The following is a 23,893-nucleotide window of genomic DNA, read 5'->3' on the forward strand; positions in this document are numbered from 1 at the left end:
GTTACAGCCGCTGTGAGTGGTGCGTGAGCGTTTAGTCTACGCGCAGAACACGGCTGGTGTTGGTGGTGCCGGTGGTTGCCATCACGTCGCCCTGGGTGACAATCACCAGGTCGCCCGAGACGAGGAAACCTTTGTCGCGCAGCAGGTTCACTGCATCATGCGCGGCGGCTACACCATCATTGTTGCTGTCGAAGTAAACCGGCGTCACGCCGCGATACAGCGCAGTCAGGTTCAATGTACGTTCGTGACGTGACATAGCGAAGATCGGCAGGCCAGAAGTGATACGTGACGTCATCAGCGCAGTGCGGCCCGATTCGGTCATGGTGATGATGGCAGAAACCCCCTGCAGGTGGTTGGCTGCATACATCGCGGACATCGCAATCGCTTCTTCCACGTTGTCGAACTGCACTTCAAGACGGTGCTTAGACACGTTCACGCTTGGGATTTTTTCCGCGCCGAGGCACACTTTTGCCATCGCAGACACGGTTTCCGCAGGATACTGACCGGCAGCGGTTTCTGCTGAAAGCATCACGGCATCGGTACCATCCAGCACGGCGTTCGCCACGTCCATCACTTCAGCGCGGGTTGGCATCGGGTTGGTGATCATCGACTCCATCATCTGCGTGGCGGTGATGATGGTACGGTTCAGCTGACGCGCACGACGAATCAACGCCTTCTGGATCCCTACCAGTTCTGGATCGCCAATTTCAACGCCGAGGTCGCCACGCGCGACCATCACCACGTCAGAGGCGAGAATGATATCATCCATCGCTTCCTGAGACGCAACGGCTTCTGCACGTTCGACTTTGGCCACCAGTTTGGCATCACAACCTGCATCGCGCGCCAGTCGGCGAGCGTAGTTCATGTCTTCACCATTTCGCGGGAAGGACACGGCCAGGTAATCCACGCCGATTTTCGCGGCGGTAATGATATCGACTTTATCTTTCTCCGTCAGCGCTTCTGCAGACAAACCGCCGCCGAGTTTATTGATGCCTTTATTGTTGGAGAGCGGGCCGCCGACGGCGACTTCGGTGAAGACTTTCACACCCTGAACTTCCAGCACCTTCAACTGTACACGACCATCATCCAGCAGCAGGATGTCGCCCGGCACCACGTCTTCTGGCAGGCCTTTGTAGTCGATACCGACTTTCTCTTTATCACCTTCGCCTTTGCCCATATCCGCATCCAGCAGGAAGCGATCGCCGACATTCAGGAAGACTTTGCCTTCTTTGAAGGTGGAAACACGAATTTTTGGACCTTGCAGGTCGCCCAGAATCGCCACGTGACGGCCAAGCTTAGCGGCAATCTCACGCACCTTGTTGGCGCGCATCTGGTGGTCTTCCGGGGTGCCGTGGGAGAAATTGAGTCGCACCACGTTCGCGCCAGCCGCGATGATTTTTTCGAGGTTATTGTCGCGATCGGTGGCTGGGCCGAGGGTAGTTACGATCTTGGTTCTTCTGAGACGTCTTGACATGAAGGACTCCGTTGACAAAGGTTCGTGTCACTCTCAAGGGGACACGGTGTAATCGCATATTCTATATGATCGATGGGCTGTGATTCGACTCACATTGTGAATGTGATGTTAATTATTTTACAGCGCCCGCTTTTCCAGGCGTGAATCCTTAAGCGCTTCTTTCACCCGTTTCAGATTTTCGCGGAAAGCCGCGCCACGCTCAAGGGTAAAACCTGTCGCCAAAACATCAACCACGGTTAATTGCGCAAGGCGGGAAACCATCGGCAGGTAGATATCCGTATCTTCAGGTACATCGAGCGTCAGTGCGAGGGTTGCTTCTGCCGCAAGGGGTGAACCCGGAGAGGTGATAGCCAGTACTGTGGAAGCGTTTACACGCGCCAGTCGAGCCAGTTCTATCATATTTTTGGTTCGACCAGTATGTGATATGAGAACAAAAACGTCATTTGGTCCACTATTTATGCAACTCATGCGCTGGATCACAATATCCTCTGACCAGATGACCGGCAGATTAAAGCGCAGGAATTTATTGGTCGCATCGTGCGCCACAACCGCTGAGGCGCCGAGACCAAAAAAGGCGATTTTTTGGGCCTGAGTCAGGGCTAAAACCGCTTGATCAATGACCTGAAGATCCAGCTGTTGGCGCACATGGCTTAAGCCGGCGAGGGCGGAATCAAAAATCTTGTGGCTGTAACTTTCAACACTGTCATTTTCTTCCACATCGCGACTGACCCAGTTCGGACCTTTTGCCAGACTCTGTGCCAGTCGTAACTTGAAGTCGGGGAAGCCACGCGTACCCATACGATGACAAAAGCGATTGACGGTCGGTTCGCTGACGTCGGCGGCACGGGCCAGGGTGGCGATGCTGGAGTGCATAGCCTTCTGCGGAGCGGCCAGAATCTGTTCTGCCACTTTCCGTTCTGATTTGCTCAGCGCGTTAAGTTGCGCCTGAATATGTTCCAGCATGTCGTTAACCCGATGCGTCTCAATCACTTTCGTCGCGTTCATCACCTGATAAAACGCTGCCAATTCACAACAATATACCGTGTAATACACCCTCGCACGCAGCAGCGGACAAATGTAAGCGCGTTTTTTTTGTCATACTTTGATCGTTGCCGGGTTTTATCCCGACAAACATCGAAACAGAAAAAGCGCGAAAAGCGCACACCACAACACACCTTTGTTCGCCATCATGTTCAAAGTAATGGCTAATGCCACACCGCGTCTGGGTTGTTCCGATGCGGGGAAAAAAGTACATTGTGCTGTAAGAAAATTACAATAAGGACCTGGGATGATGAGGACGCTCAAACCGGGTATATCCTGCAACGAGGAGAGGAAAATGGCGGTAACACAAACAGCCCAGGCATGCGATCTGGTTATTTTCGGTGCCAAAGGCGATCTTGCTCGCCGGAAACTGTTGCCTTCACTGTATCAGCTGGAGAAAGCCGGTCAGATTCACGACACCACACGCATCATCGGCGTGGGGCGCGCGGAGTGGGACAAAGACGCGTACACCAAAGTGGTGCGTGAAGCGCTGGAAACCTTCATGAAGGAGAAAATCGACGAAGCGCTGTGGGATAAGCTCAGCAGCCGTCTCGATTTCTGCAACCTCGACGTTAACGACACCTCGCATTTCACCAAACTGGGCAAGATGCTTGACCAGAAAGATCGTGTCACCATCAACTACTTCGCTATGCCGCCGAGCACTTTTGGCGCCATTTGCGACGGTCTGGGCGCCGCCAAGCTGAATGCTAAACCGGCGCGCGTGGTGATGGAGAAGCCGCTCGGCACCTCGCTCGAGACCTCGCAAGAGATCAATGACAGCGTTGGCAAGTACTTCGAAGAGAGCCAGGTGTTCCGTATTGACCACTATCTCGGTAAAGAGACGGTACTGAACCTGCTGGCTCTGCGTTTCGCCAACTCTATCTTCGTGAATAACTGGGATAACCGTACCATCGATCACGTGCAGATTACCGTGGCGGAAGAAGTGGGTATCGAAGGTCGTTGGGGTTACTTCGATAAAGCTGGCCAGATGCGCGACATGATCCAGAACCACCTGTTGCAGATCCTCACCATGATCGCCATGTCACCGCCATCCGATCTCAGTGCGGATGCCATCCGTGATGAGAAAGTGAAGGTGCTGCGTTCGCTGCGTCGTATTGACCAGACCAACGTGCGTGAAAAAACCGTGCGTGGCCAGTACACCGCCGGCTTCGTGCAGGGCAAAAAAGTACCAGGCTATCTGGAAGAAGAGGGCGCGAACAAGCAGAGCGCCACCGAGAGCTTCGTGGCGATCCGTGTTGATATCGACAACTGGCGCTGGGCGGGCGTGCCGTTCTACCTGCGCACCGGTAAGCGCTTGCCGACCAAATGCTCTGAGGTTGTTGTGTACTTTAAGAACCCAGAGATGAACCTGTTCAAAGACTCTTATGCTGAACTGCCGCAGAACAAGTTGACCATTCGTTTGCAGCCGGACGAAGGGGTGGATATCGAGATCCTGAACAAAGTGCCGGGTCTGGATCACAAGCACAAACTGCAGACTACCAAGCTGGATCTGAGCTACTCCGAGACCTTCAACCAGTCGCATCTGGCGGATGCCTACGAGCGTCTGCTGCTGGAAACCATGCGCGGTATTCAGGCGCTGTTTGTACGCCGTGACGAAGTGGAAGCGGCGTGGGGCTGGGTTGATTCCATCATTGATGCATGGAACGCCGATGCTGAAGCGCCTAAGCCATACCAGGCTGGCACCTGGGGCCCGGTGGCTTCCGTCGCGATGATTACGCGTGATGGCCGTTCGTGGAATGAGTTTGAATAATTTGTGATGGCACAGCCAGTGATCTAACGGCTGGTTAGGTATTAGAGACCACAGACAAACGCTTTCGATGATGATCACCGAAAGCGTTTTTTTATTTCTGTAAAATGTAAGCGTTGACGGGTCAGAAAGCGTGTAACAGTATTTGCTGCACGGAGCAGGTTGATCAAATAAAGGATTATTGTGTGAATACGTTGGTAAAAAATGCATGGAGTTCAGCCGGTATGATATTGGGAGCGATAGCTCTGATTATCAGCCTTATCCATTTCTCAACTGGGCCTTACTCGGCACCTCCTTCGCTTGAGAGTGTCGTTGCCAGACACGTTGGCGAGATTAAAAAAGGCGTTATCGACGGATTGAAAGGCAAAGCTCCTTCCTCAAGTGAACCCGTCAGGAAAATCAATATCGATCAAATACTGACTACCGTTGTTCTTAGCCTCGCCACGGCGGCCTTACTCATGGCCTTCGTAGGTGGTATGCGTAAAGAGAACAAATGGAGTGTCAGGGGCGCGCTGATATTTAGCAGCGGAACGCTCGCATTCCATGCCATTTTGCTGGGTATGGCATTTGCGTCCGCGATTATCCTGCTACTTATCGTGTTGTCATTGATATCTGGTTTTTTCGGATAAAGATTTATGCCAGGCAATGGGATGAATGATGCAGAAGGAAAAAACTTCCCATTGGAAAATTCATTTTTCTTAAAATTGAACCAGAGTTTCAATAATTTTTGATATCCGATAGACGCCGCTCCAGCCAATCTTGTATGGTAGAGCCCAAACATTGACAGCCGGATGCGAGTCGGGCTGATGCCACTAAGGAAACGTGATGAAGAACTGGAAAACCACTGCTGAACAGATCATGACTACGGGCCCGGTTGTGCCGGTGATCGTGGTGAATAAACTGGAACACGCCGTGCCGATGGCCAAAGCGTTGGTGGCCGGCGGTGTGCGTGTGCTGGAAGTGACGCTGCGTACGCCGGTGGCGATGGACGCGCTGCGTGCGATGATCAAAGAAGTGCCAGAAGCGATTGTCGGTGCGGGCACAGTGATCAACACTCAGCAGCTGAAAGAGGTGACTGATGCCGGTGCGCAGTTCGTGATCAGCCCAGGTCTGACCGAGCCGTTACTAAAAGCCGCCGTTGAAGGTCCGGTGCCATTGATTCCGGGCATCAGCACCGTTTCTGAACTGATGTTGGGTATGGATTATGGCCTGCGTGAGTTTAAGTTCTTCCCGGCTGAGGCGAATGGTGGTGTTAAAGCGCTGTCAGCGATTGGCGGTCCTTTCCCACAGGTGCGCTTCTGCCCAACCGGCGGTATCTCACCGGCCAACTATCGTGACTACCTGGCGCTGAAAAGCGTGCTCTGTATTGGTGGTTCGTGGTTGGTGCCGAACGATGTGCTGGAAAGCGGCGACTGGGATCGCATTACGCGTCTGGCTCGCGAAGCCGTTGAAGGCGCGAAGTAACGCATCTGGCAGGGTGCGAATCATTGGAACTGAAAGGGCGGCCTGGTGGCCGCCCTTTTTCGCTGTCAGCAGCTGAGGGAATTAGCCCTCTACTTTCACGGCTGCGGCACTCGCCACGGCACGTGCAATCGCCTCATCGGTATTGTCACCGGTAGCCAGCGCTACGCCCAGACGACGTTGACCAGCAATCTCTGGCTTGCCGAACAGACGCAACTGCAGTCCCGCACCCAATGCCGCTTCGATGTTCACGAACTGCACATTGTTGCTATCCAGCTGTGGCAGAATCACCGCCGAAGCCGCCGGGCCATACTGGCGAATGCCACCGATTGGCAAGCCGAGGAACGCGCGCACATGCAGCGCGAACTCGGACAGATCCTGAGAAATCAGTGTCACCATGCCGGTATCGTGTGGGCGTGGCGAGACTTCGCTAAACACCACCTCATCACCGCAGACAAACAGCTCAACGCCAAACAGACCGTATCCGCCCAGCGCTTTCACCACTTTAGATGCGATATCTTGTGCACGCTGCAGAGCCAGGTCGGTCATCCGCTGTGGCTGCCAGGATTCACGGTAATCGCCATCTTCCTGACGATGACCAATCGGCGCGCAGAAATGGATGCCATCCACTGCGCTGATGGTCAGCAGGGTGATTTCGAAATCAAATTTCACCACACCTTCGACGATCACACGACCGGCACCGGCACGTCCGCCTTGCTGCGCGTAATCCCAGGCTTTATCCAGCTGGCTCGCTTCGCGGATGAAACTCTGACCTTTGCCTGATGAGCTCATTACTGGTTTAACGATGCACGGAAAACCAATTTCATTGGCGGCTGCGACGAAATTCTCTTTGCTGTCAGCGAACTGATAGGTTGAAGTCGGTAACGACAACTCTTCTGCCGCCAGACGGCGAATACCTTCGCGGTTCATGGTCAGGCGCGCAGCACGCGCGGTAGGTACCACTTTCTGGCCTTGAGCTTCCAGTTCCAGCAGTTTTTCAGTGGCAATAGCTTCAATTTCTGGCACCACAAAGTGCGGCTTCTCCAGCGCAATTAACGCAGCCAGCGCATCACCGTCCAGCATATTGATCACATGGCTACGGTGTGCAACGTGCATCGCAGGGGCATCGGCATAGCGATCCACGGCAATCACTTCCACACCCAGACGCTGACACTCCAGCGCCACTTCTTTGCCCAATTCGCCTGAACCTAACAGCATCACACGCGTTGCGGCAGGGCGCAGCGCGGTTCCGAGAGTCGTCATAATTTCACCTTAGCAGTCAAAATGCGCGCGCAGTATATACGAAAACGTTTGCGTACTCACGCATTCGGCTTAAACAGGTTTGCCATACTTTTCCCGCTCTGACGTTACCTGACACTCGCTACGGCAGCATGGAACGCGGAAACTTAAACAGGAGTTAAACGATGAGCAATTGGTTGCAGCAAATCCAATCGGTGCTGGCGAAGAAGGGCGGCGACGGCAAAGCCGGTGGATTGAGCGATATGCTGGCCCCCGGCGCGCTGGGTGGTTTAGCGGGATTGCTGGTGGCCAGCAAGTCCACGCGAAGCCTGTTGACCAAATACGGCGGTAAAGCCTTGCTGGTCGGCGGCGGTGCGGCAGCGGGCGCCGTGCTGTGGAATAAGTACAAACAGCGCGTGCGCGAAACCCATCAGGATGAGCCGGGATTTGGTCAGTTGCAGACGCCAGTGGATCAGCGCGCTGAACGTTTGGTGACGGCGTTAGTGTTCGCTGCCAAAAGCGATGGTCATATTGACGATCGCGAACGCGCCGCCATTGAGCAGAATATCCATCATGCGGGTTACGGTTCACAGGCGGAAACGTTGATTAAGCAAGCAATGAACCGTCCGCTCGATCCCCAGTGGCTGGCAGCCGATGTGAAAAACGAAGAAGAGGCGTTAGAGCTTTACTTCCTCAGCTGTGCCGCCATCGATGTGGATCACTTTATGGAGCGCAGCTATCTCTCTGCACTGGGTGATGCCCTGAAGATCCCACAGGATGTGCGCGACGGCATTCAGCGCGATATTCAGGCGGAGAAAGCGGCGTAATGACGCTAAAGCCTGGATCATATCCAGGCTTTATTGCGCATCAGATCGAGCAGCGTTTGCAACTGTGCATCAATAACAATGATCTCGTTATTGATCAATAAATGCAGCGCTGTAACGCGACGAACGCCCTGTTGCAGTGGCAGCATCTTCAATGTTCCTGCCGCCAGGGCGGCCTGAATCCGGGTCTCCGGTAACCAACCATAACCAACCTGATGCATTACCGCCTCAATTGCGGCCTCGATGGTGGAACAAGCCCAGATCTCTCCCTGATGGTGCTCCTGCAGTACGCTAAAATGCTGATGATCGGCAATGCGGATCAGCGGATATTCCGCTAACTGCTCAGCACTAACCGCACCATTCAATTGATGTAACGCATGCTGGTGGTGCGCAACAGCCACGAAATCCACATTCATCATCCATTCGCCCCGGCCTGTCCCGGGCTGGCGCTGGCTCAATACCATTACATCCGCCTGGCTATTATCCGGTATCTGCATTTCCAACACCTCGGTGACGTTAACCTGCGTACCTGGATAGAGACGCTGGAATTCACTCAGCACACTGAACAAATGCTCGCGCGGCAAGATGCTATCCACCATCAGTTCGATGCGACTGCGCTCTCCGTTGCGCATAGCGCTGGCGGTGCTTTCCAGCGCGTAGAAAGCTTTCAATAGTGGTCTGACCTGCGCCAGAAGCTTCTCGCCTGCAGGCGTCAGCACGGTGCGCCGTCCTTTGGTCTCCAGCAAGGTGACTTCAAGGCGTTCTTGCAGCATGGCGAGGTTGTAGCTTACCGAAGACTGGCTGCGATGTGTCGACTCAGCCGCGCTGGCGAAACTGCCGCGCAGCACCACCTCATTTAACAAGCTCCACTGTTCCAACGTTGATTTATGCATATCATCTAAATTTTGAATGAATTTTATCGAAACATAGCGTTATTCATCAGGTAAGTGAAGGCGTAATCTGGCTTCAAACCAAAGGAGAACACATTATGAGTACCTTCGATAAAAATGATTTGGCTGGATTTGTTGGCAAACACCTGATCTATACCTATGACAATGGCTGGAACTATGAGCTGTATATCAAAAATGCCAGCACCGTTGATTACCGTATTCATAGCGGGATGGTGGGTAATCGTTGGGTTAAGGACCAGCGCGCCTATATTGTGCGAATCGCGCAAGAGGTCTACAAAGTTTCCTGGACTGAACCCACCGGCACTGACGTCAGTTTGATCGCGAATCTGGGAGACAGAGTGTTTCACGGTACGATCTTCTTCCCCCGCTGGGTGATGAACAACCCGCAGCAGACAGTTTGCTTCCAGAATGAACATCTCAACGAAATGAATCGTTATCGCGAAGCGGGTCCAGCTTATCCCACTGAAGTGATCGACGAATTTGCCACCATCACACTGGTGCGAGATTGCGGTGCCGATAATGATGAGGTCATCGCCTGTGCGGCCAGTGAATTGCCCGCTGATTTTCCAGCTAATTTGTTGCGTTAACTACCATTGACGAGGGAGCGCATGAAAAAGCGCTCCTTTCGATACACTTCCTGTGCGCTGCTGCTTGGCTTCCCGCGTGATAAGTGCCACGCTTGCTGAATGTTGTCTTTCAGGGAAAGGAGCCAGAATGCATCAGCCACAAGCGAAAAAAATCCCCCACGTCATGAACCTGCACGGTGAATCGCGCACCGATAACTATTACTGGCTGCGCGATGACGAGCGTGAAAACCCAGAGATTCTGGCACATCTGCACGCCGAGAATGCGTACGGTAAAGCGATGATGGCGTCGCAAGATCCTTTGCAAGAACGGTTATTAAAAGAGATTGTCGACCGCATCCCACCGCAGGACCACTCCGTCCCCTACGTAAAAAACGGCTATCGCTATCAAAGCCGCTATGAGGTAGGCAACGAATACCCGCTCTATTTTCGTCAGTCGGTGAACGCACCAGCGGATGAACCCTGGCAACTGCTGATCGACGGCAATCAACGAGCTTCTCACAGTGATTTCTATACCATGGGCGCACTGGCGATCTCACCCGACAACCAGGTGATGGCGTTGGCGGAAGATTTTCTGTCGCGCCGCCAGTATGGCATCCGCTTCCGTAACTTAGAGAGTGGTAGTTGGTATCCGGAAGTGCTAAGCAATGCTTCTTCCAGCGTGGCGTGGGCCAATGATTCGCGCACGCTGTACTACGTGCGTAAGCATCCGAAAACGTTACTGGCCTATCAGGTGTGGCGCCATGAGTTAGGTCATCCGCAATCAGACGATCAGCTGGTGTATGAAGAGCAGGATGAGAGCTTCCATCTCAGCGTGCACAAAACCACCTCCGAGCACTTCATCCTGATTGCGATGTACAGCACCACCACCAGTGAGATCCAGCTAATTGATGCCGAGTATCCGGATGCGCAGCCGCAGGTGTTCTGTCCACGTCGTCGCGATCACGAGTACAGCATCGATCACTACAATCACCAGTTCTATATTCGCTCGAATCGCGACGGCAAAAACTTTGGCCTGTATCGCAGCGCATGGCTGGCGGAGAACCGCTGGCAGGCGTTGATTCCGGCACGCGATAACGTGGTGCTGGAGGATTTCCAGCTGTTCCGCCATTGGCTGGTGGTGGAAGAGCGCCAGCGCGGCGTCAACACGCTGCGCCAGATCAACTGGGAAAGTGGAGAAAGCATCGGGATCGCCTTTGACGATCCGGCTTACGTCACCTGGCTGGCATACAATCCTTCGCCGGAAAGTGACACGCTGCGTTATGGCTATTCATCCATGACTACGCCAACCACGCTGTTTGAACTCAATATGGAGACGGGCGACCGCCGGGTGTTGAAACAGACGCCGGTGCCGGGCTTCAACTCAGATGACTACAAAAGCGAACATCACTGGATCACGGTGCGTGATGGCACTGAAGTGCCGGTGTCGCTGGTCTATCACCGTAAGCATTTCAAATCGGGCAGTAATCCACTGCTGGCTTACGGCTATGGTGCCTATGGCAGTAGCATGGATGCCAGTTTCGGCACCAGTCGTATTAGCTTGCTGGAACGCGGTTTTGTTTACGCGATTATCCATGTGCGCGGCGGTGGCGAACTGGGGCAGCAGTGGTACGACGATGGTCGCCTGAAGAAGAAGATGAATAGCTTCACCGACTTCATTGATGTGACGCAGGCGCTGGTGGCGAAAGGCTACGGCAATCCGCAGCAGCTGTATGCGATGGGCGGCAGTGCGGGCGGCTTGTTGATGGGCGGTGTGATGAACCTTGCCCCCGAACTGTTCCACGGTGTTGTGGCGCAAGTGCCGTTTGTCGATGTGGTGACGACCATGCTGGACCCGTCGATCCCACTAACCACCGGCGAATATGACGAGTGGGGCAACCCGGAGCAAGAAGAGTTTTACCACATCATTCGCCAGTACAGCCCGTATGACAACATCGAAGCGAAAGCCTACCCGCATCTGTTAGTGACGACAGGATTGCACGATTCCCAGGTGCAGTATTGGGAACCGGCGAAGTGGGTAGCAAAACTGCGTGAGCTGAAAACCAACGATACACTGCTGCTGCTGTGTACCGAGATGGATTCCGGTCACGGTGGTAAATCAGGGCGTTTTAAAGCCTATGAAGGGGTAGCGCAAGAGTTTACCTTCCTGATCGGTCTGGCGCAGGGCAGCTTGCCAGACCGCGTCGATTATTGATCGACTTTCACGTACTTGCGCAGCGCCTGCCGTAATGGTGGGCGCAAATCGCGCACATTCTCCAGCACCCAGCGTAAGTAGCCGGGATCTTTACGCGCAATGCTGCCAATGCTTTGCCCGCGATATTTACCAAACGGGAACACATCGCCGCTGACTTCTACGGGCTGACAGCGGCCGACCATATCACTGACGCTCCAGCCGGAGGTCTCCATGATGCGGATCAGCAGCGCAGCGGTGACATAGCAGTCATACAACGCACGGTGCGCATGCAGTTCAGCAGGTGGCGTGACGTCTAGCTTCAGGCTGTGACGCAGTGCCTGGTTTCCGTACTTAATGCCCGGCCACAGCTGGCGCGCCAGCGTCATGGTGCAGATCCATTCACCGGGCATGATCGGCAACATACGACGATCAAAACTGGCATTGTGCGCCACATAATGTGGGCTGCCATGATAGCGACCAATCGCTTCTTCAATGGTCGGCTTATCGGCGACCATTGCTTCCGTAATGCGATGCACCGCCATCGCCTGACGGCTGATAGGGCGGTCCGGGCAAATCAAATCGCTCATCGGATTGACGATCTGTCCGTCGATCACATCCACTGACGCGACTTCGACCACGCCGCCTTGCAGGCCACAGGTTTCGGTATCGATAACGCGTAACATAGGTTAATTACTTCTGTTTGGGTTCGTAGGGCAGGCGAGAGAGGCTGAGCGATGCCTGGCGATAGCTCATCAAACGCTGACGGAACCACTCGCGCAGCGCTTCCGGCTGCTCGCGCTCGACCATTTCCGCGATCACGGGCATGTTGTAGCGCTCTTTAAAGGCCACGCCTGCGGCGGCCAGATCGACATTGACTTTGTCTTTCTCTTCCTGCGACAACAGGGCAAGGTTTTGGCTCATGCATTTCTCCTGATAAACAGGGGCAAAAGTAATGGTTTCCCCTTTACGGATCAAGGAAATTGGATCGCACCGCAAGTCTCGACACGTCTTTGCCAGCGGCGTATCCTGCTGCCACGTTTGCGGCAGAGCGCCGCATGGCAAAGGGAAGAAGTGATGAAGAAAACTGCGTTAAACCCGATTGTGGCGATGTTGCTGACGTCATCCACGTTGGTCTTCAGTCAGTTTGCACTGGCACATGCTCACCTGAAAACGCCGGTTCCCGCCGATAAAGCGGTGATCGACAGCTCGCCACAAAATCTGACGCTGACCTTCACAGAAGATGTTGAGCCTGCCTTCAGCGGTGTTGAAGTGCTCAATGCACAGAATCAGCCGATGGCCGTGGAAAAAGCCAAACTCAACGACAAGCAGCATGATCAGTTGATCGTGCCGATCAGCAAGCCGCTGCCGTCGGGCAACTACCAGGTGAACTGGCATGTGTTGTCCGTTGATGGACACAAAACCAAGGGAAGCTACGCGTTCAGCGTGAAGTAATCGATGAGCCTGAGCACGTTGTGGATTGTCCTGCGCGCCCTGCATTTTATTGCGGTGCTATTGCTGGCTGGCAGTGCGTTCTACACGGCTCTGCTGGCACCGCGGCGTTATCGCCCGGTGCTGGCGCAACGTTTACACAAAATTTTAGTCACGACGGCGCTATTGAGTTTGCTCAGTGCGGTGTTAATGCTCGCCACGCAAACCGGTTTGATGAGCGGTGACTGGCACAATGTCGGTGACCTGGAAACCTGGCAGGCGGTTATAGCGACGCGCTTCGGCGCAGTGTGGCGTTGGGAGCTGGGCTTCGCACTGCTGAGCACGCTGGCCTTGCTGATGCGTGGCACACTGCGCCAGCAGCTTTTGCTGGTGAGTGGTCTGTTACAGCTGGTGGCGCTGGCAGGCGTCGGACATGCCGCCATGCGCGATGGTTTACCCGGTTTGCTGCAGCAGATCAATCACGCGCTGCATTTGATTGCTGCTGCGTTCTGGACCGGCGGCTTACTGCCTCTCTTATTGCTAATGCGTGAAGCCCGTCAGATTAGGTATCGCACCGATGCGATTCGCTGCATGATGCGCTTTTCGCGTTATGGGCATCTGGCTGTCGCACTGGCGCTGCTTACCGGGCTGAACAACAGCCTGCTGATTGGCGGCACACCGCTCAATTGGGGCACCACCCTGTGGAGTGCGATGCTGGTGGTCAAAGTGATGCTGGTAATGATGATGGTGGGCATTGCGCTGATCAATCGCTATGTTCTGGTGCCAGGTTTTCGCGTCGCGGGCAGCCACGCGCCGCAGCAGTTTATTCGCCTGACGCAGCTTGAGCTGCTGCTGGCCATTGTTGTTGTCGGATTGGTTAGCGTGTTTGCCACGCTGTCACCGGCCTGAATTGTCATAAATGAAAAATGAGGTCAACATTTTGCTGAAGAAATTGATTCCAGCCTGCATTCTGATGGCGCTGTGCAGCCAGGCGATGGCCGCACAGATTATTACCGTCAGCCGCTTTGAGATTGGCAAAGACAAATGGCCCTTCACCCGCGAAGAGGTGATGCTGACCTGTGAGAAAGACGGCGCGCTGTTTGCCATCAATCCGAGCACCTTGTTGCAGTATCCGCTGAATGATAAAGCCCAAGCACGCGCTGATGCCGGCAAGGGCACACTGCAATCCATCGATACCATCGTGGCGGAAGACAAAGCACATCCTGGCCAGAAAATGAGCCTGCAACCGATCGTTGATCGCGCGCAGCAGTTGTGCGGTAAGTAATCCCTGCAAAATTCGGGCGTAGCGCACAGTTTTGCCGCTACGCTTGCTTTTCCGATGTGTCAGCACGATCACAGAGTTGGCAGCTTCCTGACCGCATCGTGACGGTTGGCTGGAAAATAACCACCCTTGGACTACCTTTAAATGGCAAGGCGAACTCGCCTTCAAAAATGCCAACTTTTAGCGCACGGCTCTCAAAGAGCCATTTCCCTGGACCCGATACAGGAATCGTATTGGGTCTTTTTTTATCTAATTGATATTATTATAATTTACTCCTCACCCAGATTTCCCGAAATTTGTCCTAAACCTTTATATCCGAATTAAATTCATATCCCGCAATCCTAACCCAATCTTTGCGCAAAATGCTCGCAAATCGCCCAGTTATTCACCCAATCGCGCCACGCTTCACGTGCTACATTTCCTCTCAGCCATATACCCACCATGCCAGCCAAAACGAGAGCCTTGAGATGTTCAAACCTGCTGTACTGTTCACCACTATCCTGCTGCTCAGTGGCTGTGCGCTGAAACAATACCCGCAATCACCCAAAGTCAGTGATGAAGAAGCGCAAACCTACAACTGTGCGGCACTGGATCAAGAGATCGCCAAATCCCACAGTGTGCAGCAGCAGATTGACAAAACCGGCGAGTTTGATGCACTAACGGTGATTGGTTTTATCGGCGACTTTGGCATCGGCAACGGTATCGCTAAGGCTAGCGCCAACAAGCATGCCTCGACACGGTTAACTCAGCTGGAACAGTTAAAAGCCGTGCGTTGCAGCCACCCACCGGCGTAATGAATTCAAGCCAGCACGAAAGATGCGGACATTTAACAGCAGCCCCTTAGCGTGAAAAATGGTATAAGAGTGCGCACTGTTTTTATTGCCGATTAATAAGGATCCTTCATGGCAAATGCGCAATATCTTCTCTGGGTAATGATTGGCACCTTAACGCTACTAAGCATCTTTATCGGTGTGGTAGTCGGTCGGACGAAAACGCCTCGTGTCGGCTTTGCGACCTTTGCCGGATTGTGGGTATTCTTCCTGCTGGCAATATTCTTTCTCTCGCATTAAAGAACAGCGTTTGCCACACGGCTTGTGTGGCGAATCAGTCAGTTAAGCGGTGTGGCGTAAAGCGGCACGATGTTGAGCAATCAGCGTGTCAGCCTGGTGGCGATCCTCTTCATGTTGCGAGACATAATATTCATAAGGATCGCGCACGCCGAGGCTTTCGATATAATCCAGATGGGCTTGTTTCACTTCGCGGTTAATATACTGCACCAGCTCTAATCCCAACTCATCGGCATAAACCGGCGCTTTGCTTTTTATTTCGCGAATCAAATCCACGTTATTTTGCATAAAAAGCTCCAGATCGATTTTATAATAGTCTTTCATTGCTCACTCCTTAAGAAAATAGTGTCCTTTAAGCCTGGCACATGCTGCTTATTGCGTGTGGCTTAAGATGCCAGCCATTCCGCAACGCCACCATGGCGAGAACAGGTCCCGCGGTGATGGGTGCTGAAACTGTATGACCCATCGCGACACCGAGCGGTTGCGCCATCGGGAACGTCATTATTTTGCGTATGTGCAGGACGATGAATCGATTGTCCTTCGCTGTTGATGTAACTGCCTTGCTCAATCAGTTCAACATGCTTTTTGGCGTGAGTGGGCATGCTGACAAGCAACAGGATAAGTGTGATAACAGAAAGCGTTTTCATATTCTCATAAAGAAGGAAAGAGGATAGGACGTTATCGGCAGGAAGGAAGAAAGCTTAAATAAACATCACTAATGTAAGCGAAGCGTAAAAAAGCAATGATGAGAATGATAGTTAATATCATTTGACTTGTTCGGAATTGTCTGGATTGATAAAGTGATCGCCGTCCCGCACAGAGCTAACGCCTTTAATGAGCGCCGGAGATAAGCGCCGGACGGGACTTTCATCAGGGCTGCAGGACGCAGCCACTGTTGAAACTCATATTGGTTTTCTGGCAGACAGTAAAAACATCATCGGGCGGTCGCGCTCTTCCTCTAAGCCTGGATTCTGTTTTACCTGCTCGTCGTCAGGCCCCCATTCATCAAGATGCACAATCTCGAATCCGGCACCAATCAACGCATTGATCCAACTGGCTAATTTGCGATGCTGCTTCTTCACGCCATCGGCAAACCAATTACTGATGCGATCGCCTTCCTGTTGATAATGATTGATCGGCCAACTGCGTTGCTGTTGATCATCCACAATCCACTGCTGCTGAAGCGGAGCGGTATAAATGGGATGTTCGCAGGAGAAGATCAGCATACCGCCAGGTTTTAATGCATCGAACAGGGTGGTGAATAACGGCTCGATGTGACTCAGGTAATGTAATGCCAGTGAGCTGTAGGCAAGATCATAGGTTTTATCGAGCTGCAGAGTGTCTAAATCCGCACGTTGATAGCGAATGTTCGGTGAAGAAGTCATGGCGGTCGCTTGCGCCAGCATCTTTTCTGAGACATCAATCCCCAGGATTTCACGGGCACCATGCTGCTGCGCGTAACGGCAAAACCAGCCGTATCCACAGCCTAAATCAACGACGCGTAAGTCATTCAGATCGGGCAGCATCGCTCGTAATGCGGGCCACTCAGGTGCGCCATCCAATCCTTCCACCGAGCGGGGTAAAGTAGCATAACCGGCAAAGAAGGTGGGGTTATCGTAAATGTTCTGGCTCATATTGGCTCCTTTATATGAATCGAAAGGAGTTTAGGTGTTTAGCGCGACAGGAAACAGCGATTAGCCCACAAACAGCAGATGCACCAAACGCGCCAGCGATTCCAGCAACAACAGGCTGCCGAGAAATATAAACACCAGTACACCGATAAATTGTTTACGGCTGCTCACGCTGCTCCCTCCCCTGGCTTCATCTCACCGGACTATACTTTATGCCGGGTTCACTAAACTTCCAGTCAACCGGGGAAGATTACATGTTTTACCAAACGGTGAGTGCCAAAACGTGGCGTAACATTTGGGTGGTGGGCGATTTGCATGGTTGCCGCGCTCAACTGGACTCGCAGCTCATTCTGCATGACTTCGACAAAGAGCGAGACCTGCTGCTGTCGGTAGGGGATTTGATCGATCGCGGTCCTGACAGCCCCGGCTGCCTACAGCTGTTGCAGGAGCCATGGTTTCGCTGTGTGCGCGGTAATCATGAACAGATGGCGTTGTCGGCGCTGGAAGGGCAAGACCCTATGCTGTGGATGATGAACGGCGGTGACTGGTTCTGGCAGTTAAAAGGGGCGGATTTAATTGCCGCACGCCATGCGCTGAAACGCTGTGCCGATCTCCCACTGATTTTGCATCTGGAGTTAGCCGATCGCGTGGTGGTTATCGCCCATGCCGACTATCCAGCCAGCCATTATGAGTTGGGTCAGGACGTGGACTGGCATCAGGTGGTGTGGAGCCGCGATCGCCTCGGCCGCCATCATCGTGGCGCCTCCGCCAGTATTGACGGTGCGAGCGATTTCTATTTCGGCCACACGCCACTGGAACAGCCGCTCAATGTGGCGAACCAGCATTACATCGACACCGGCGCAGTGTTCGGTAATCGCTTAACGCTGGTTCAGCTTCAATAGCGTTAACGGAACAAACGCCCGTCGCGCACCAGTTCGCGTGGATAGCTGTTTTTGATGCGGTTACTGACTTTCTTGGCTAAACCCAATGGCTGCTGCTGATAGGTGACAATCACTTCATCGCGAGTTGGTGCGGTTTCAGGATGAATATCCTGGCCGCGATACCAGCTTTCTGCTTCCGTTTCCGTCAATTCGAAATCCAGTGCGCTGCCCGGTTTAGTCAGGGCAACCACCGCTTCATGCTGCCAGCGATAGCCTTTCGGGAAGGTCTCTGCCAGCTTCAGACCGATGCGCGAGAACCGCACTCTGCCGAGCCAGTTTTCCAGCGCAGCCGGGAACAGCCACAGTTCTTTATCACGCTGCCACAACGAATGCTGCTCATCCCACTCGATACCCACCCGTGCTGCCGCCTGTTGCACTTCAGCAACCAGCTTGCGGCTGGCAGGCGAGAAGGGCAGTTTACCCACTTTATAGGTGGGCGCGGGCAGCGCCGTGATGCTGGCCGTTTTGCGCAGGCGTGCGACAAAGAAGCCTTCACTGTCGAAAATCTGTGGGAAGACATGCAGGAAGCCTTCCGGCGTCAATGCACGCTCGGCACCGTCAAACAGGTCGCACAACGGCACGATTTCAACCGCATCGGGATAGCGCTGCAGCAACCAGGCGATCACCTGCTGATTTTCAATCTGGTTCAGCGTGCAGGTGGAGTAGATCAACGTACCGCCAGGTTGTAATGCATGGAATGCACTGTCGATCAGGTCACGCTGGGTTGCGGCAATCTCTTCAGTGCTGGCCAGTGTCCAGTTACGCAGGGCGTCGGCATCTTTACGCACCACACCTTCGCCGGAGCAGGGCGCATCCAGCAGGATGGCATCAAACTGCTCAGGTAGGGCGGCACCAAACACACGACCATCAAAGTGCGTCAGCGCCACATTGCTGACGCCACAGCGGCTGATATTGGCATGCAGCACTTTAACGCGGCTGGCTGAATATTCATTGGCGAGAATCGCGCCTTCGTTGCGCATCAACGCGGCCATTTGCGTGGTTTTGGAACCGGGTGCAGCGGCCACATCCATCACCTTACGTGCTTCTGGCGCGGCATCAAACAACGCGGTGACCGGCAGCATTGAGCTGGCTTCCTGAATGTAGAACAAACCGCTCAGGTGCTCGGCCACACTGCCCAGCGGCAATGTCTCATCTTCCCGCTCGATCCAGAATCCTTCGGCGCACCAGGGGACCGGCGTTAAGCGCCAGCCATAATGCGCGGTGCGTGCTAAAAACGCCTCCACACTGATTTTCAACGTATTGACGCGCAGGCTGCGGCGCAGCGGCTGCTGGCTAATCGCCAGGAAACGCTGCAGTTCATTTTCGTCAGCCAGGCTGGTGCGCATCAGCGCAAGGAAATCTTCAGGAAAGCGATCGGACACGGACATTTACCGGGGTATCAAATTTAGCGCGAAGTGTAACACGTGCAAATAAAACGGGCAGCCCGCAGGCTGCCCGATTGCTTAATTGGGATCCGGAATCGCCGTTCCCCAACTGCGCCACTCTTTCGGCGCTTCATCCTGCAACAGGAAGTGTTTATCAGCACCGGCCTGAGGCGCCAGCGGCACCGTCGGCGGTGTGGCAAACTGAATGCCGCCACGAATGAACTGCTGGAAGGTACCGGTTTTCACTACCCCACCAATCAGACCGAAGTCGAGGTTATAGCCAGACGCCAGCCAGAACACGGAGTTATTACGCACCAGATGCTGATACTTCTTGCTGATGCGCAGCGCGATCTGTACGCGATCCGCCATGTTGCCCAGCGAGGTACCGGTTACCGTACCCACTTCTACCCCACGGAACAGCACCGGGGTACCCAACGACAGCGAACCGGCTTCGGTAGCATCAACATAAATGTTGAGTCCGTTGAGGTAACGCGAATCGGTGATGGTACTCTCCTGCAACTCAAAAGTACGTGCCTGAGCCCCTTTGCCGGGATCAACATTGAGGTAAGGCTGCAGCAAGGTCTCCAGATGATTAACACCCGCTGGCGAAATTTCCGGTGAGACCACCGAGAAGCGACTGCCGATACGCGCAAAGTCCTGCACATACTCGGGATAAAGCACCGCTTTCGCCACCACCTGATTATTGTCTTTACTCAATGCCAGTGATTCGACCTGGCCAACATTAATGCCGAGGTAACGAATCGGCATGCCCGCAGCCAGCTTGCTGGCATCAAAGGTATGCAAGGTGATCTGGCTGCCGACTGCACGCGCTGCCGTTTCTGAGGCATAGAGTACGCGTTTCACGCCTTTCGCCGCTTGCGCGCCAGTGAGGTTATCGAAACTGATCGCCCCTTTCAGCGCGCGGTTGAGCGGCGAAGCCTGCACCGTTAATCCGCTGCCGTTAAGTTGCACTTTCGCACCACCTTCGGCCCAGAATACGCTCTCGCTGGTCAGCAATTTGCGGTATTGCGGCTCAATGTGGATGGAAATCTCAAAGGCATCGGCGCGCGGCACCACGTCCACCACTTCACCCACCTGGAATTTACGATACAGCACCACTGAACCGGCCTGCACATCTGGCAAGCTGTTGGCGGTCAGTTTCAGTGTGGTTGGCGGCTGGTCACCGATAATCCCTTCCTGCGCACGTTCAGCATCGGCATATAAAGGATAACGGGCGGAAGGATTGCCTTTCGCACCCGGCACCAGACGTATGCCGCCGTCTACCCATTCACGGGCACTGGCACCCAGCACCTGCATTCCATCGAGACCAAACTTCACGTCGAGACGACTATTCACAATGAATTTGCTGTCCGCGTGCACCAGATGGCGATATTCCGGATTGATGGCCACCGCAAAGCTAATGCCATTCTCATCCAGTTGGCGCGAAATGACCTGCCCAATCTTCATGCCGTACAGCATCACCGGCTGACCGCCATCAATACCGTAGGTTTCCGGCGCGCTGAGTTTTACCGTCAGAACATCCGGTTTTTGCAGCAGGGTTTCGCTGGCAGGCAGCACGGTAAAGTGATCCTGCGCGGGACCTTCGCCCGGTACCAGTTCGAAGGTGTTACCGGTCAGCAAGCTGCTGAGATTGGTGTCGGTCAGGCTCAGTTTGGGCGCCCGCATTTCAATGCGGGTACCGCTGCGCATCAGGCTCGTCACCGAAGGATCCACGGTGAGTTCGCCGGTGACTTTGCCGCCCGGCAACAGATTAAGTTTGGTCAAGGTACCGACTTCCAGACCCTGGTACATCAGTGGCGTGCTATTCGCTTTGAGGTTATCGCCGCTCGGTAAATCCAGACTGATCTGCACGCCACGCTGGCTGCGCGCCAGATCGGGGTAGAGCTGATAGTTTTCGTCGCTGTTAGCCTGCTGACCTTCTTCCGGAGAATCAAAGGCAATCGCCCCATTCACCAGCGCGGCCAGGCTTTCCAGCTTCACTTTGGCACCGCTCAGACTGACGTCAGCGTCTACGCCGGACACGTTCCAGAAGCGGCTCTGCTTTTTCACCAGATTGACGAAACGACGCTCAATCAGTACGTCGACCGTGACGCCATCAGTATTACCGTTGATGCTGTAGTCATACACGCGTCCCACCGGGATTTTGCGGTAGTAGACCAGCGACCCGGTGTTCAGCGAACCCAAATCGGGAGAGTGCAGATGGATCAGCAATTCCCCGGTGTTAACGCGATATTTCGGTTGGGTATCCAGCGCGGTGAAGTGCTCACGCGGATTGCCGCCGCCCGGCATCATGCCGATATAGTTACCGCCCACCAGCGCATCCAGTCCAGAAACACCTGCCAGCGAGGCTTTCGGCGTCACCAGCCAGAACTGCGTATTGTCCTTCAGAGCGTCACGCATATCGCTCTTGATACTGGCCTTGATCTGGATGCTGTGATAATCATCGCTCAGCACAATACCTTGCACCGTTCCCACTTCCACGCCCTGATAACGAATAGGCGTGCGGCCTGGCACAATGCCGTCCGCAGTCTGGAAGTTGATGGTAATTGTGGTACCGCGCTCCTGGTAATTGGTCCATAACAGCCAGCCAGCAATCAGCAGGGCAATAATGGGCAATAGCCAGAACGGCGAAATCTTGCGTTTGTTACGCAGGTTCGCGCTAGTCGGTGTAGTCGGCGTTTCCTGTTGCATGTGCATCCCAGATCAGGCGGCTATCAAGCCACTCTACAGCCATAATGGTCAGGATGACTGCCGCGCCAAAGTAGAAGGCGGCAGGTCCCATGGTAAAAGCCAGCAGTTGATCGCGATTCACCAATGACATGGTGACCGCAATCACGAACAGATCCAGCATCGACCAGCGTCCCACCCAGGTGATGGCACGCAGCAGTCGAATGCGGGTTTTTAAGCCCTGTTCACACTTAAAATGGATGCTGACCAGCAAAGTCAGCATCACTAACACTTTGGTAAACGGCACCAGGATACTGGCGATAAATACCACCGCCGCCACCGGGATGTTGCCGGAAGCCAGACCCAGAATACCGGAGAAGATCGTATCTTCACGGCGTGCGCCATTAACGTAAACTACTGAAATCGGCAGCAGATTAGCGGGGATCAGTAGCACAATCGAAGCGATCAGCGCGGCCCAGGATTTCTGCAAACTGTGGCGACGACGGAAATCGAGCGGGGTGTGACAACGTGTACAACGTCCGCGATCGTCCGGCATGCCGGTTTGATGACAGTTCAGACACACCTGCCACTGTTCCGGAGGTGTGGTGGGTACAGCCTGTGGATAATAGTGCTCCCACAGCTCTTCCACGTTGAGATGAATCAGCGTCAGCAGGCTCAGCACCGTCAGCGCGATATAGGCCACCAGGCCATAGCCGACTTCCAGCGCGGCGTAATCCTGCACCTTTATAGAGGCGACCGCCACACCGACCAGATAGATATCCAGCATCACCCACTCTTTGAGCTTCTCCAGCATCAGCAACACCGGACGCAGGTTCATCCCGAGGGCGTTGCCAATCCATAAATAGCAGATGCCCGCGACTAAGGTTACCGGTGCACCAATGGTACAAAACGCCACCATCGAGGCCGTCAGCACGTTGCCCTGCTGCGCCATCTGGATCACGCCTTCAACCAGGCTGGCGTTGATGCGCATGCCGAGCAAGCGAATATCCACCAACGGGAGGCTGAAGGCGAAGGGCATCAACACGATCATGGTCACGGCCATTACGGTGAGTCGCGTCATTGACCAATCGCGGCCACTTTGAATTTTTGCATGACAGCGCGGGCAATGCGCCGACTGATGCGATTTCACATCCGGTAAGGAAAAAAGGGTATCGCATTGCGGACAACGCTGATAACGTGCGTGGGGCAACGTCTGGCTGATAGCGTGAATTTTCATAGGTGACGCAAGTGGCCCATCGTTCGTTACGTTTACCGGCATGCTGTTCAGAGCATTCTGACTGCAATAGGGAGTGGTACAAGAATAGTCTTAACCACCGACTGCTAAGGGTATAGTAACTAACACAATGATTCACCTGATGGGGCTGGATTATTAGTGCTTATTTTAACAACTGAGTGACAACAAGCTCACGACAGTGACGAGTTATGGTTAAACAATGAACAAAAAAGCCTTTTACGAGGATTTAAATCGCGATGTCCGTGCACTGTTAGCGGGCGAAACCTCTTTCCTGGCAGCACTGGGTAATTGCAGTGCGCTGCTGTTTGAACGCCTGGAAGGCGTGAACTGGGCAGGATTCTACTTGCTCACCGAGCCAAATACGCTGGTGCTGGGCCCGTTCCAGGGCAAAATTGCCTGCGTACGCATTCCGGTGGGCAAAGGGGTTTGTGGCACAGCGATTGCAGAGGATAAAGTACAGCTCGTTGAGGATGTGCATGCGTTCCCTGGTCATATCGCGTGTGATGCGGCCAGCAACGCTGAAATCGTGATTCCTCTGAAAGTGAATGGCACCGTTGTCGGTGTGCTAGACATTGATAGTACGGTTTATTCTCGCTTTGATAGTGAGGATGAAGCGGGGCTGGTGGCCCTTACCGACGGGCTTTGTGAAGTGCTGGCGGGCAGTGACATCGAAAAATTTATTCAACTGTCACGCAGCTAATCGACTGGATCACATAGCATTTGGCGATGTTGTCATTATAA

At 53.9% G+C, this 23,893-nt stretch carries 25 protein-coding genes; 13 read left to right on the top strand and 12 right to left on the bottom strand.

Annotation, left to right across the window (positions count from 1 at the left end; genetic code table 11):
• Positions 1-31: 31 nt before the first annotated feature.
• Entirely contained in the window at positions 32-1,474 is a 1,443-nt protein-coding gene (gene pyk / locus AC1MDE_RS15885) for a pyruvate kinase (protein ID WP_479402582.1), read from the bottom strand.
• A 117-nt stretch (positions 1,475-1,591) separates the two neighbouring features.
• The gene (locus AC1MDE_RS15890; RefSeq protein WP_058960231.1) at positions 1,592-2,437 is read right to left on the bottom strand and encodes a MurR/RpiR family transcriptional regulator; all 846 of its coding nucleotides are present in this window, start codon (positions 2,435-2,437) and stop codon (positions 1,592-1,594) included.
• A 373-nt stretch (positions 2,438-2,810) separates the two neighbouring features.
• Here AC1MDE_RS15890 and zwf point away from each other — a divergent pair, with 373 nt between their 5' ends.
• The 3 genes from zwf to AC1MDE_RS15905 all read left to right on the top strand — a co-directional run bounded on the left by zwf (position 2,811) and on the right by AC1MDE_RS15905 (position 5,747).
• Positions 2,811-4,286 (top strand): glucose-6-phosphate dehydrogenase, encoded by a 1,476-nt coding sequence (gene zwf, locus AC1MDE_RS15895; RefSeq protein WP_034828667.1) that lies wholly within the window; start codon positions 2,811-2,813, stop codon positions 4,284-4,286.
• Between the two features lie 182 nt (positions 4,287-4,468).
• Positions 4,469-4,912 carry a hypothetical protein gene (locus tag AC1MDE_RS15900; RefSeq protein ID WP_479398747.1) on the top strand — a complete coding sequence of 148 codons (444 nt, stop codon included), beginning with the start codon at positions 4,469-4,471 and terminating at the stop codon, positions 4,910-4,912.
• 196 nt (positions 4,913-5,108) lie between these two features.
• Positions 5,109-5,747 carry a bifunctional 4-hydroxy-2-oxoglutarate aldolase/2-dehydro-3-deoxy-phosphogluconate aldolase gene (locus AC1MDE_RS15905; protein WP_058960181.1) on the top strand — a complete coding sequence of 213 codons (639 nt, stop codon included), beginning with the start codon at positions 5,109-5,111 and terminating at the stop codon, positions 5,745-5,747.
• Between the two features lie 81 nt (positions 5,748-5,828).
• On the opposite strand, the gene purT is transcribed toward AC1MDE_RS15905, so the two are convergent.
• Positions 5,829-7,007 (bottom strand): formate-dependent phosphoribosylglycinamide formyltransferase, encoded by a 1,179-nt coding sequence (gene purT, locus AC1MDE_RS15910; RefSeq protein ID WP_058960180.1) that lies wholly within the window; start codon positions 7,005-7,007, stop codon positions 5,829-5,831.
• A 161-nt stretch (positions 7,008-7,168) separates the two neighbouring features.
• Here purT and AC1MDE_RS15915 point away from each other — a divergent pair, with 161 nt between their 5' ends.
• Positions 7,169-7,810, top strand: coding sequence for a tellurite resistance TerB family protein (locus AC1MDE_RS15915; protein WP_480344821.1), 642 nt, complete (start codon positions 7,169-7,171; stop codon positions 7,808-7,810).
• Between the two features lie 17 nt (positions 7,811-7,827).
• On the opposite strand, the gene AC1MDE_RS15920 is transcribed toward AC1MDE_RS15915, so the two are convergent.
• A complete protein-coding gene (locus tag AC1MDE_RS15920; RefSeq protein ID WP_480344822.1) occupies positions 7,828-8,700 on the bottom strand; it encodes a LysR family transcriptional regulator in 873 nt (290 codons plus the stop codon).
• A 92-nt stretch (positions 8,701-8,792) separates the two neighbouring features.
• Here AC1MDE_RS15920 and AC1MDE_RS15925 point away from each other — a divergent pair, with 92 nt between their 5' ends.
• Together AC1MDE_RS15925 and AC1MDE_RS15930 are read left to right on the top strand one after the other, a co-directional pair.
• Entirely contained in the window at positions 8,793-9,305 is a 513-nt protein-coding gene (locus AC1MDE_RS15925; RefSeq protein WP_480344836.1) for a phenolic acid decarboxylase, read from the top strand.
• Positions 9,306-9,432: 127 nt separating this feature from the next.
• Positions 9,433-11,496 carry a prolyl oligopeptidase family serine peptidase gene (locus AC1MDE_RS15930; protein ID WP_480344823.1) on the top strand — a complete coding sequence of 688 codons (2,064 nt, stop codon included), beginning with the start codon at positions 9,433-9,435 and terminating at the stop codon, positions 11,494-11,496.
• Here AC1MDE_RS15930 and exoX read toward each other — a convergent pair.
• Positions 11,490-12,158, bottom strand: a complete 669-nt coding sequence (gene exoX / locus AC1MDE_RS15935; protein ID WP_480344824.1) for an exodeoxyribonuclease X — start codon at positions 12,156-12,158, stop codon at positions 11,490-11,492. The genes AC1MDE_RS15930 and exoX overlap by 7 nt on opposite strands.
• A gap of 7 nt (positions 12,159-12,165) precedes the next feature.
• Complete coding sequence (locus AC1MDE_RS15940; RefSeq protein ID WP_034828680.1) at positions 12,166-12,396, bottom strand: DNA polymerase III subunit theta; 231 nt, start codon at positions 12,394-12,396, stop codon at positions 12,166-12,168.
• A gap of 153 nt (positions 12,397-12,549) precedes the next feature.
• Here AC1MDE_RS15940 and copC point away from each other — a divergent pair, with 153 nt between their 5' ends.
• The 5 genes from copC (at position 12,550) to AC1MDE_RS15965 (ending at position 15,255) form a co-directional block, all read left to right on the top strand.
• On the top strand, positions 12,550-12,927 hold the full coding sequence (gene copC, locus AC1MDE_RS15945; RefSeq protein ID WP_058960175.1) for a copper homeostasis periplasmic binding protein CopC: 378 nt from the start codon (positions 12,550-12,552) through the stop codon (positions 12,925-12,927).
• Between the two features lie 3 nt (positions 12,928-12,930).
• Positions 12,931-13,812 carry a copper homeostasis membrane protein CopD gene (copD, locus tag AC1MDE_RS15950; protein WP_058960174.1) on the top strand — a complete coding sequence of 294 codons (882 nt, stop codon included), beginning with the start codon at positions 12,931-12,933 and terminating at the stop codon, positions 13,810-13,812.
• A gap of 28 nt (positions 13,813-13,840) precedes the next feature.
• Positions 13,841-14,188 carry a YebY family protein gene (locus AC1MDE_RS15955; RefSeq protein ID WP_034828876.1) on the top strand — a complete coding sequence of 116 codons (348 nt, stop codon included), beginning with the start codon at positions 13,841-13,843 and terminating at the stop codon, positions 14,186-14,188.
• A gap of 464 nt (positions 14,189-14,652) precedes the next feature.
• A complete protein-coding gene (locus AC1MDE_RS15960) occupies positions 14,653-14,979 on the top strand; it encodes a hypothetical protein (RefSeq protein ID WP_479402586.1) in 327 nt (108 codons plus the stop codon).
• A gap of 108 nt (positions 14,980-15,087) precedes the next feature.
• A complete protein-coding gene (locus AC1MDE_RS15965; protein WP_166932300.1) occupies positions 15,088-15,255 on the top strand; it encodes a hypothetical protein in 168 nt (55 codons plus the stop codon).
• 42 nt (positions 15,256-15,297) lie between these two features.
• Here AC1MDE_RS15965 and AC1MDE_RS15970 read toward each other — a convergent pair whose 3' ends face one another.
• The 3 genes from AC1MDE_RS15970 to AC1MDE_RS15980 all read right to left on the bottom strand — a co-directional run bounded on the left by AC1MDE_RS15970 (position 15,298) and on the right by AC1MDE_RS15980 (position 16,886).
• Positions 15,298-15,576 (bottom strand): hypothetical protein, encoded by a 279-nt coding sequence (locus AC1MDE_RS15970; protein WP_479398730.1) that lies wholly within the window; start codon positions 15,574-15,576, stop codon positions 15,298-15,300.
• A gap of 62 nt (positions 15,577-15,638) precedes the next feature.
• Complete coding sequence (locus AC1MDE_RS15975) at positions 15,639-15,899, bottom strand: DUF3761 domain-containing protein (RefSeq protein WP_072226520.1); 261 nt, start codon at positions 15,897-15,899, stop codon at positions 15,639-15,641.
• Between the two features lie 255 nt (positions 15,900-16,154).
• On the bottom strand, positions 16,155-16,886 hold the full coding sequence (locus tag AC1MDE_RS15980; RefSeq protein ID WP_479402587.1) for a class I SAM-dependent methyltransferase: 732 nt from the start codon (positions 16,884-16,886) through the stop codon (positions 16,155-16,157).
• Between the two features lie 251 nt (positions 16,887-17,137).
• Between AC1MDE_RS15980 and AC1MDE_RS15985 the strand changes: the two genes are divergently transcribed.
• Complete coding sequence (locus AC1MDE_RS15985; RefSeq protein ID WP_034828689.1) at positions 17,138-17,785, top strand: metallophosphoesterase; 648 nt, start codon at positions 17,138-17,140, stop codon at positions 17,783-17,785.
• A 2-nt stretch (positions 17,786-17,787) separates the two neighbouring features.
• Here AC1MDE_RS15985 and rsmF read toward each other — a convergent pair whose 3' ends face one another.
• From rsmF to yebS, 3 genes are all read right to left on the bottom strand, one after another.
• The gene (gene rsmF / locus AC1MDE_RS15990; RefSeq protein WP_479398725.1) at positions 17,788-19,212 is read right to left on the bottom strand and encodes a 16S rRNA (cytosine(1407)-C(5))-methyltransferase RsmF; all 1,425 of its coding nucleotides are present in this window, start codon (positions 19,210-19,212) and stop codon (positions 17,788-17,790) included.
• Between the two features lie 75 nt (positions 19,213-19,287).
• The gene (locus AC1MDE_RS15995) at positions 19,288-21,921 is read right to left on the bottom strand and encodes a PqiB family protein (RefSeq protein WP_058960168.1); all 2,634 of its coding nucleotides are present in this window, start codon (positions 21,919-21,921) and stop codon (positions 19,288-19,290) included.
• A complete protein-coding gene (gene yebS, locus AC1MDE_RS16000) occupies positions 21,890-23,134 on the bottom strand; it encodes a membrane integrity lipid transport subunit YebS (protein WP_097116874.1) in 1,245 nt (414 codons plus the stop codon). The genes AC1MDE_RS15995 and yebS overlap by 32 nt, the downstream gene beginning before the upstream one ends.
• Before the next feature lie 217 nt (positions 23,135-23,351).
• Here yebS and AC1MDE_RS16005 point away from each other — a divergent pair, with 217 nt between their 5' ends.
• Positions 23,352-23,852 (top strand): GAF domain-containing protein, encoded by a 501-nt coding sequence (locus AC1MDE_RS16005; protein WP_038646557.1) that lies wholly within the window; start codon positions 23,352-23,354, stop codon positions 23,850-23,852.
• Positions 23,853-23,893: the final 41 nt, after the last annotated feature.

It is taken from the genome of Pantoea folii, from assembly GCF_056678875.1.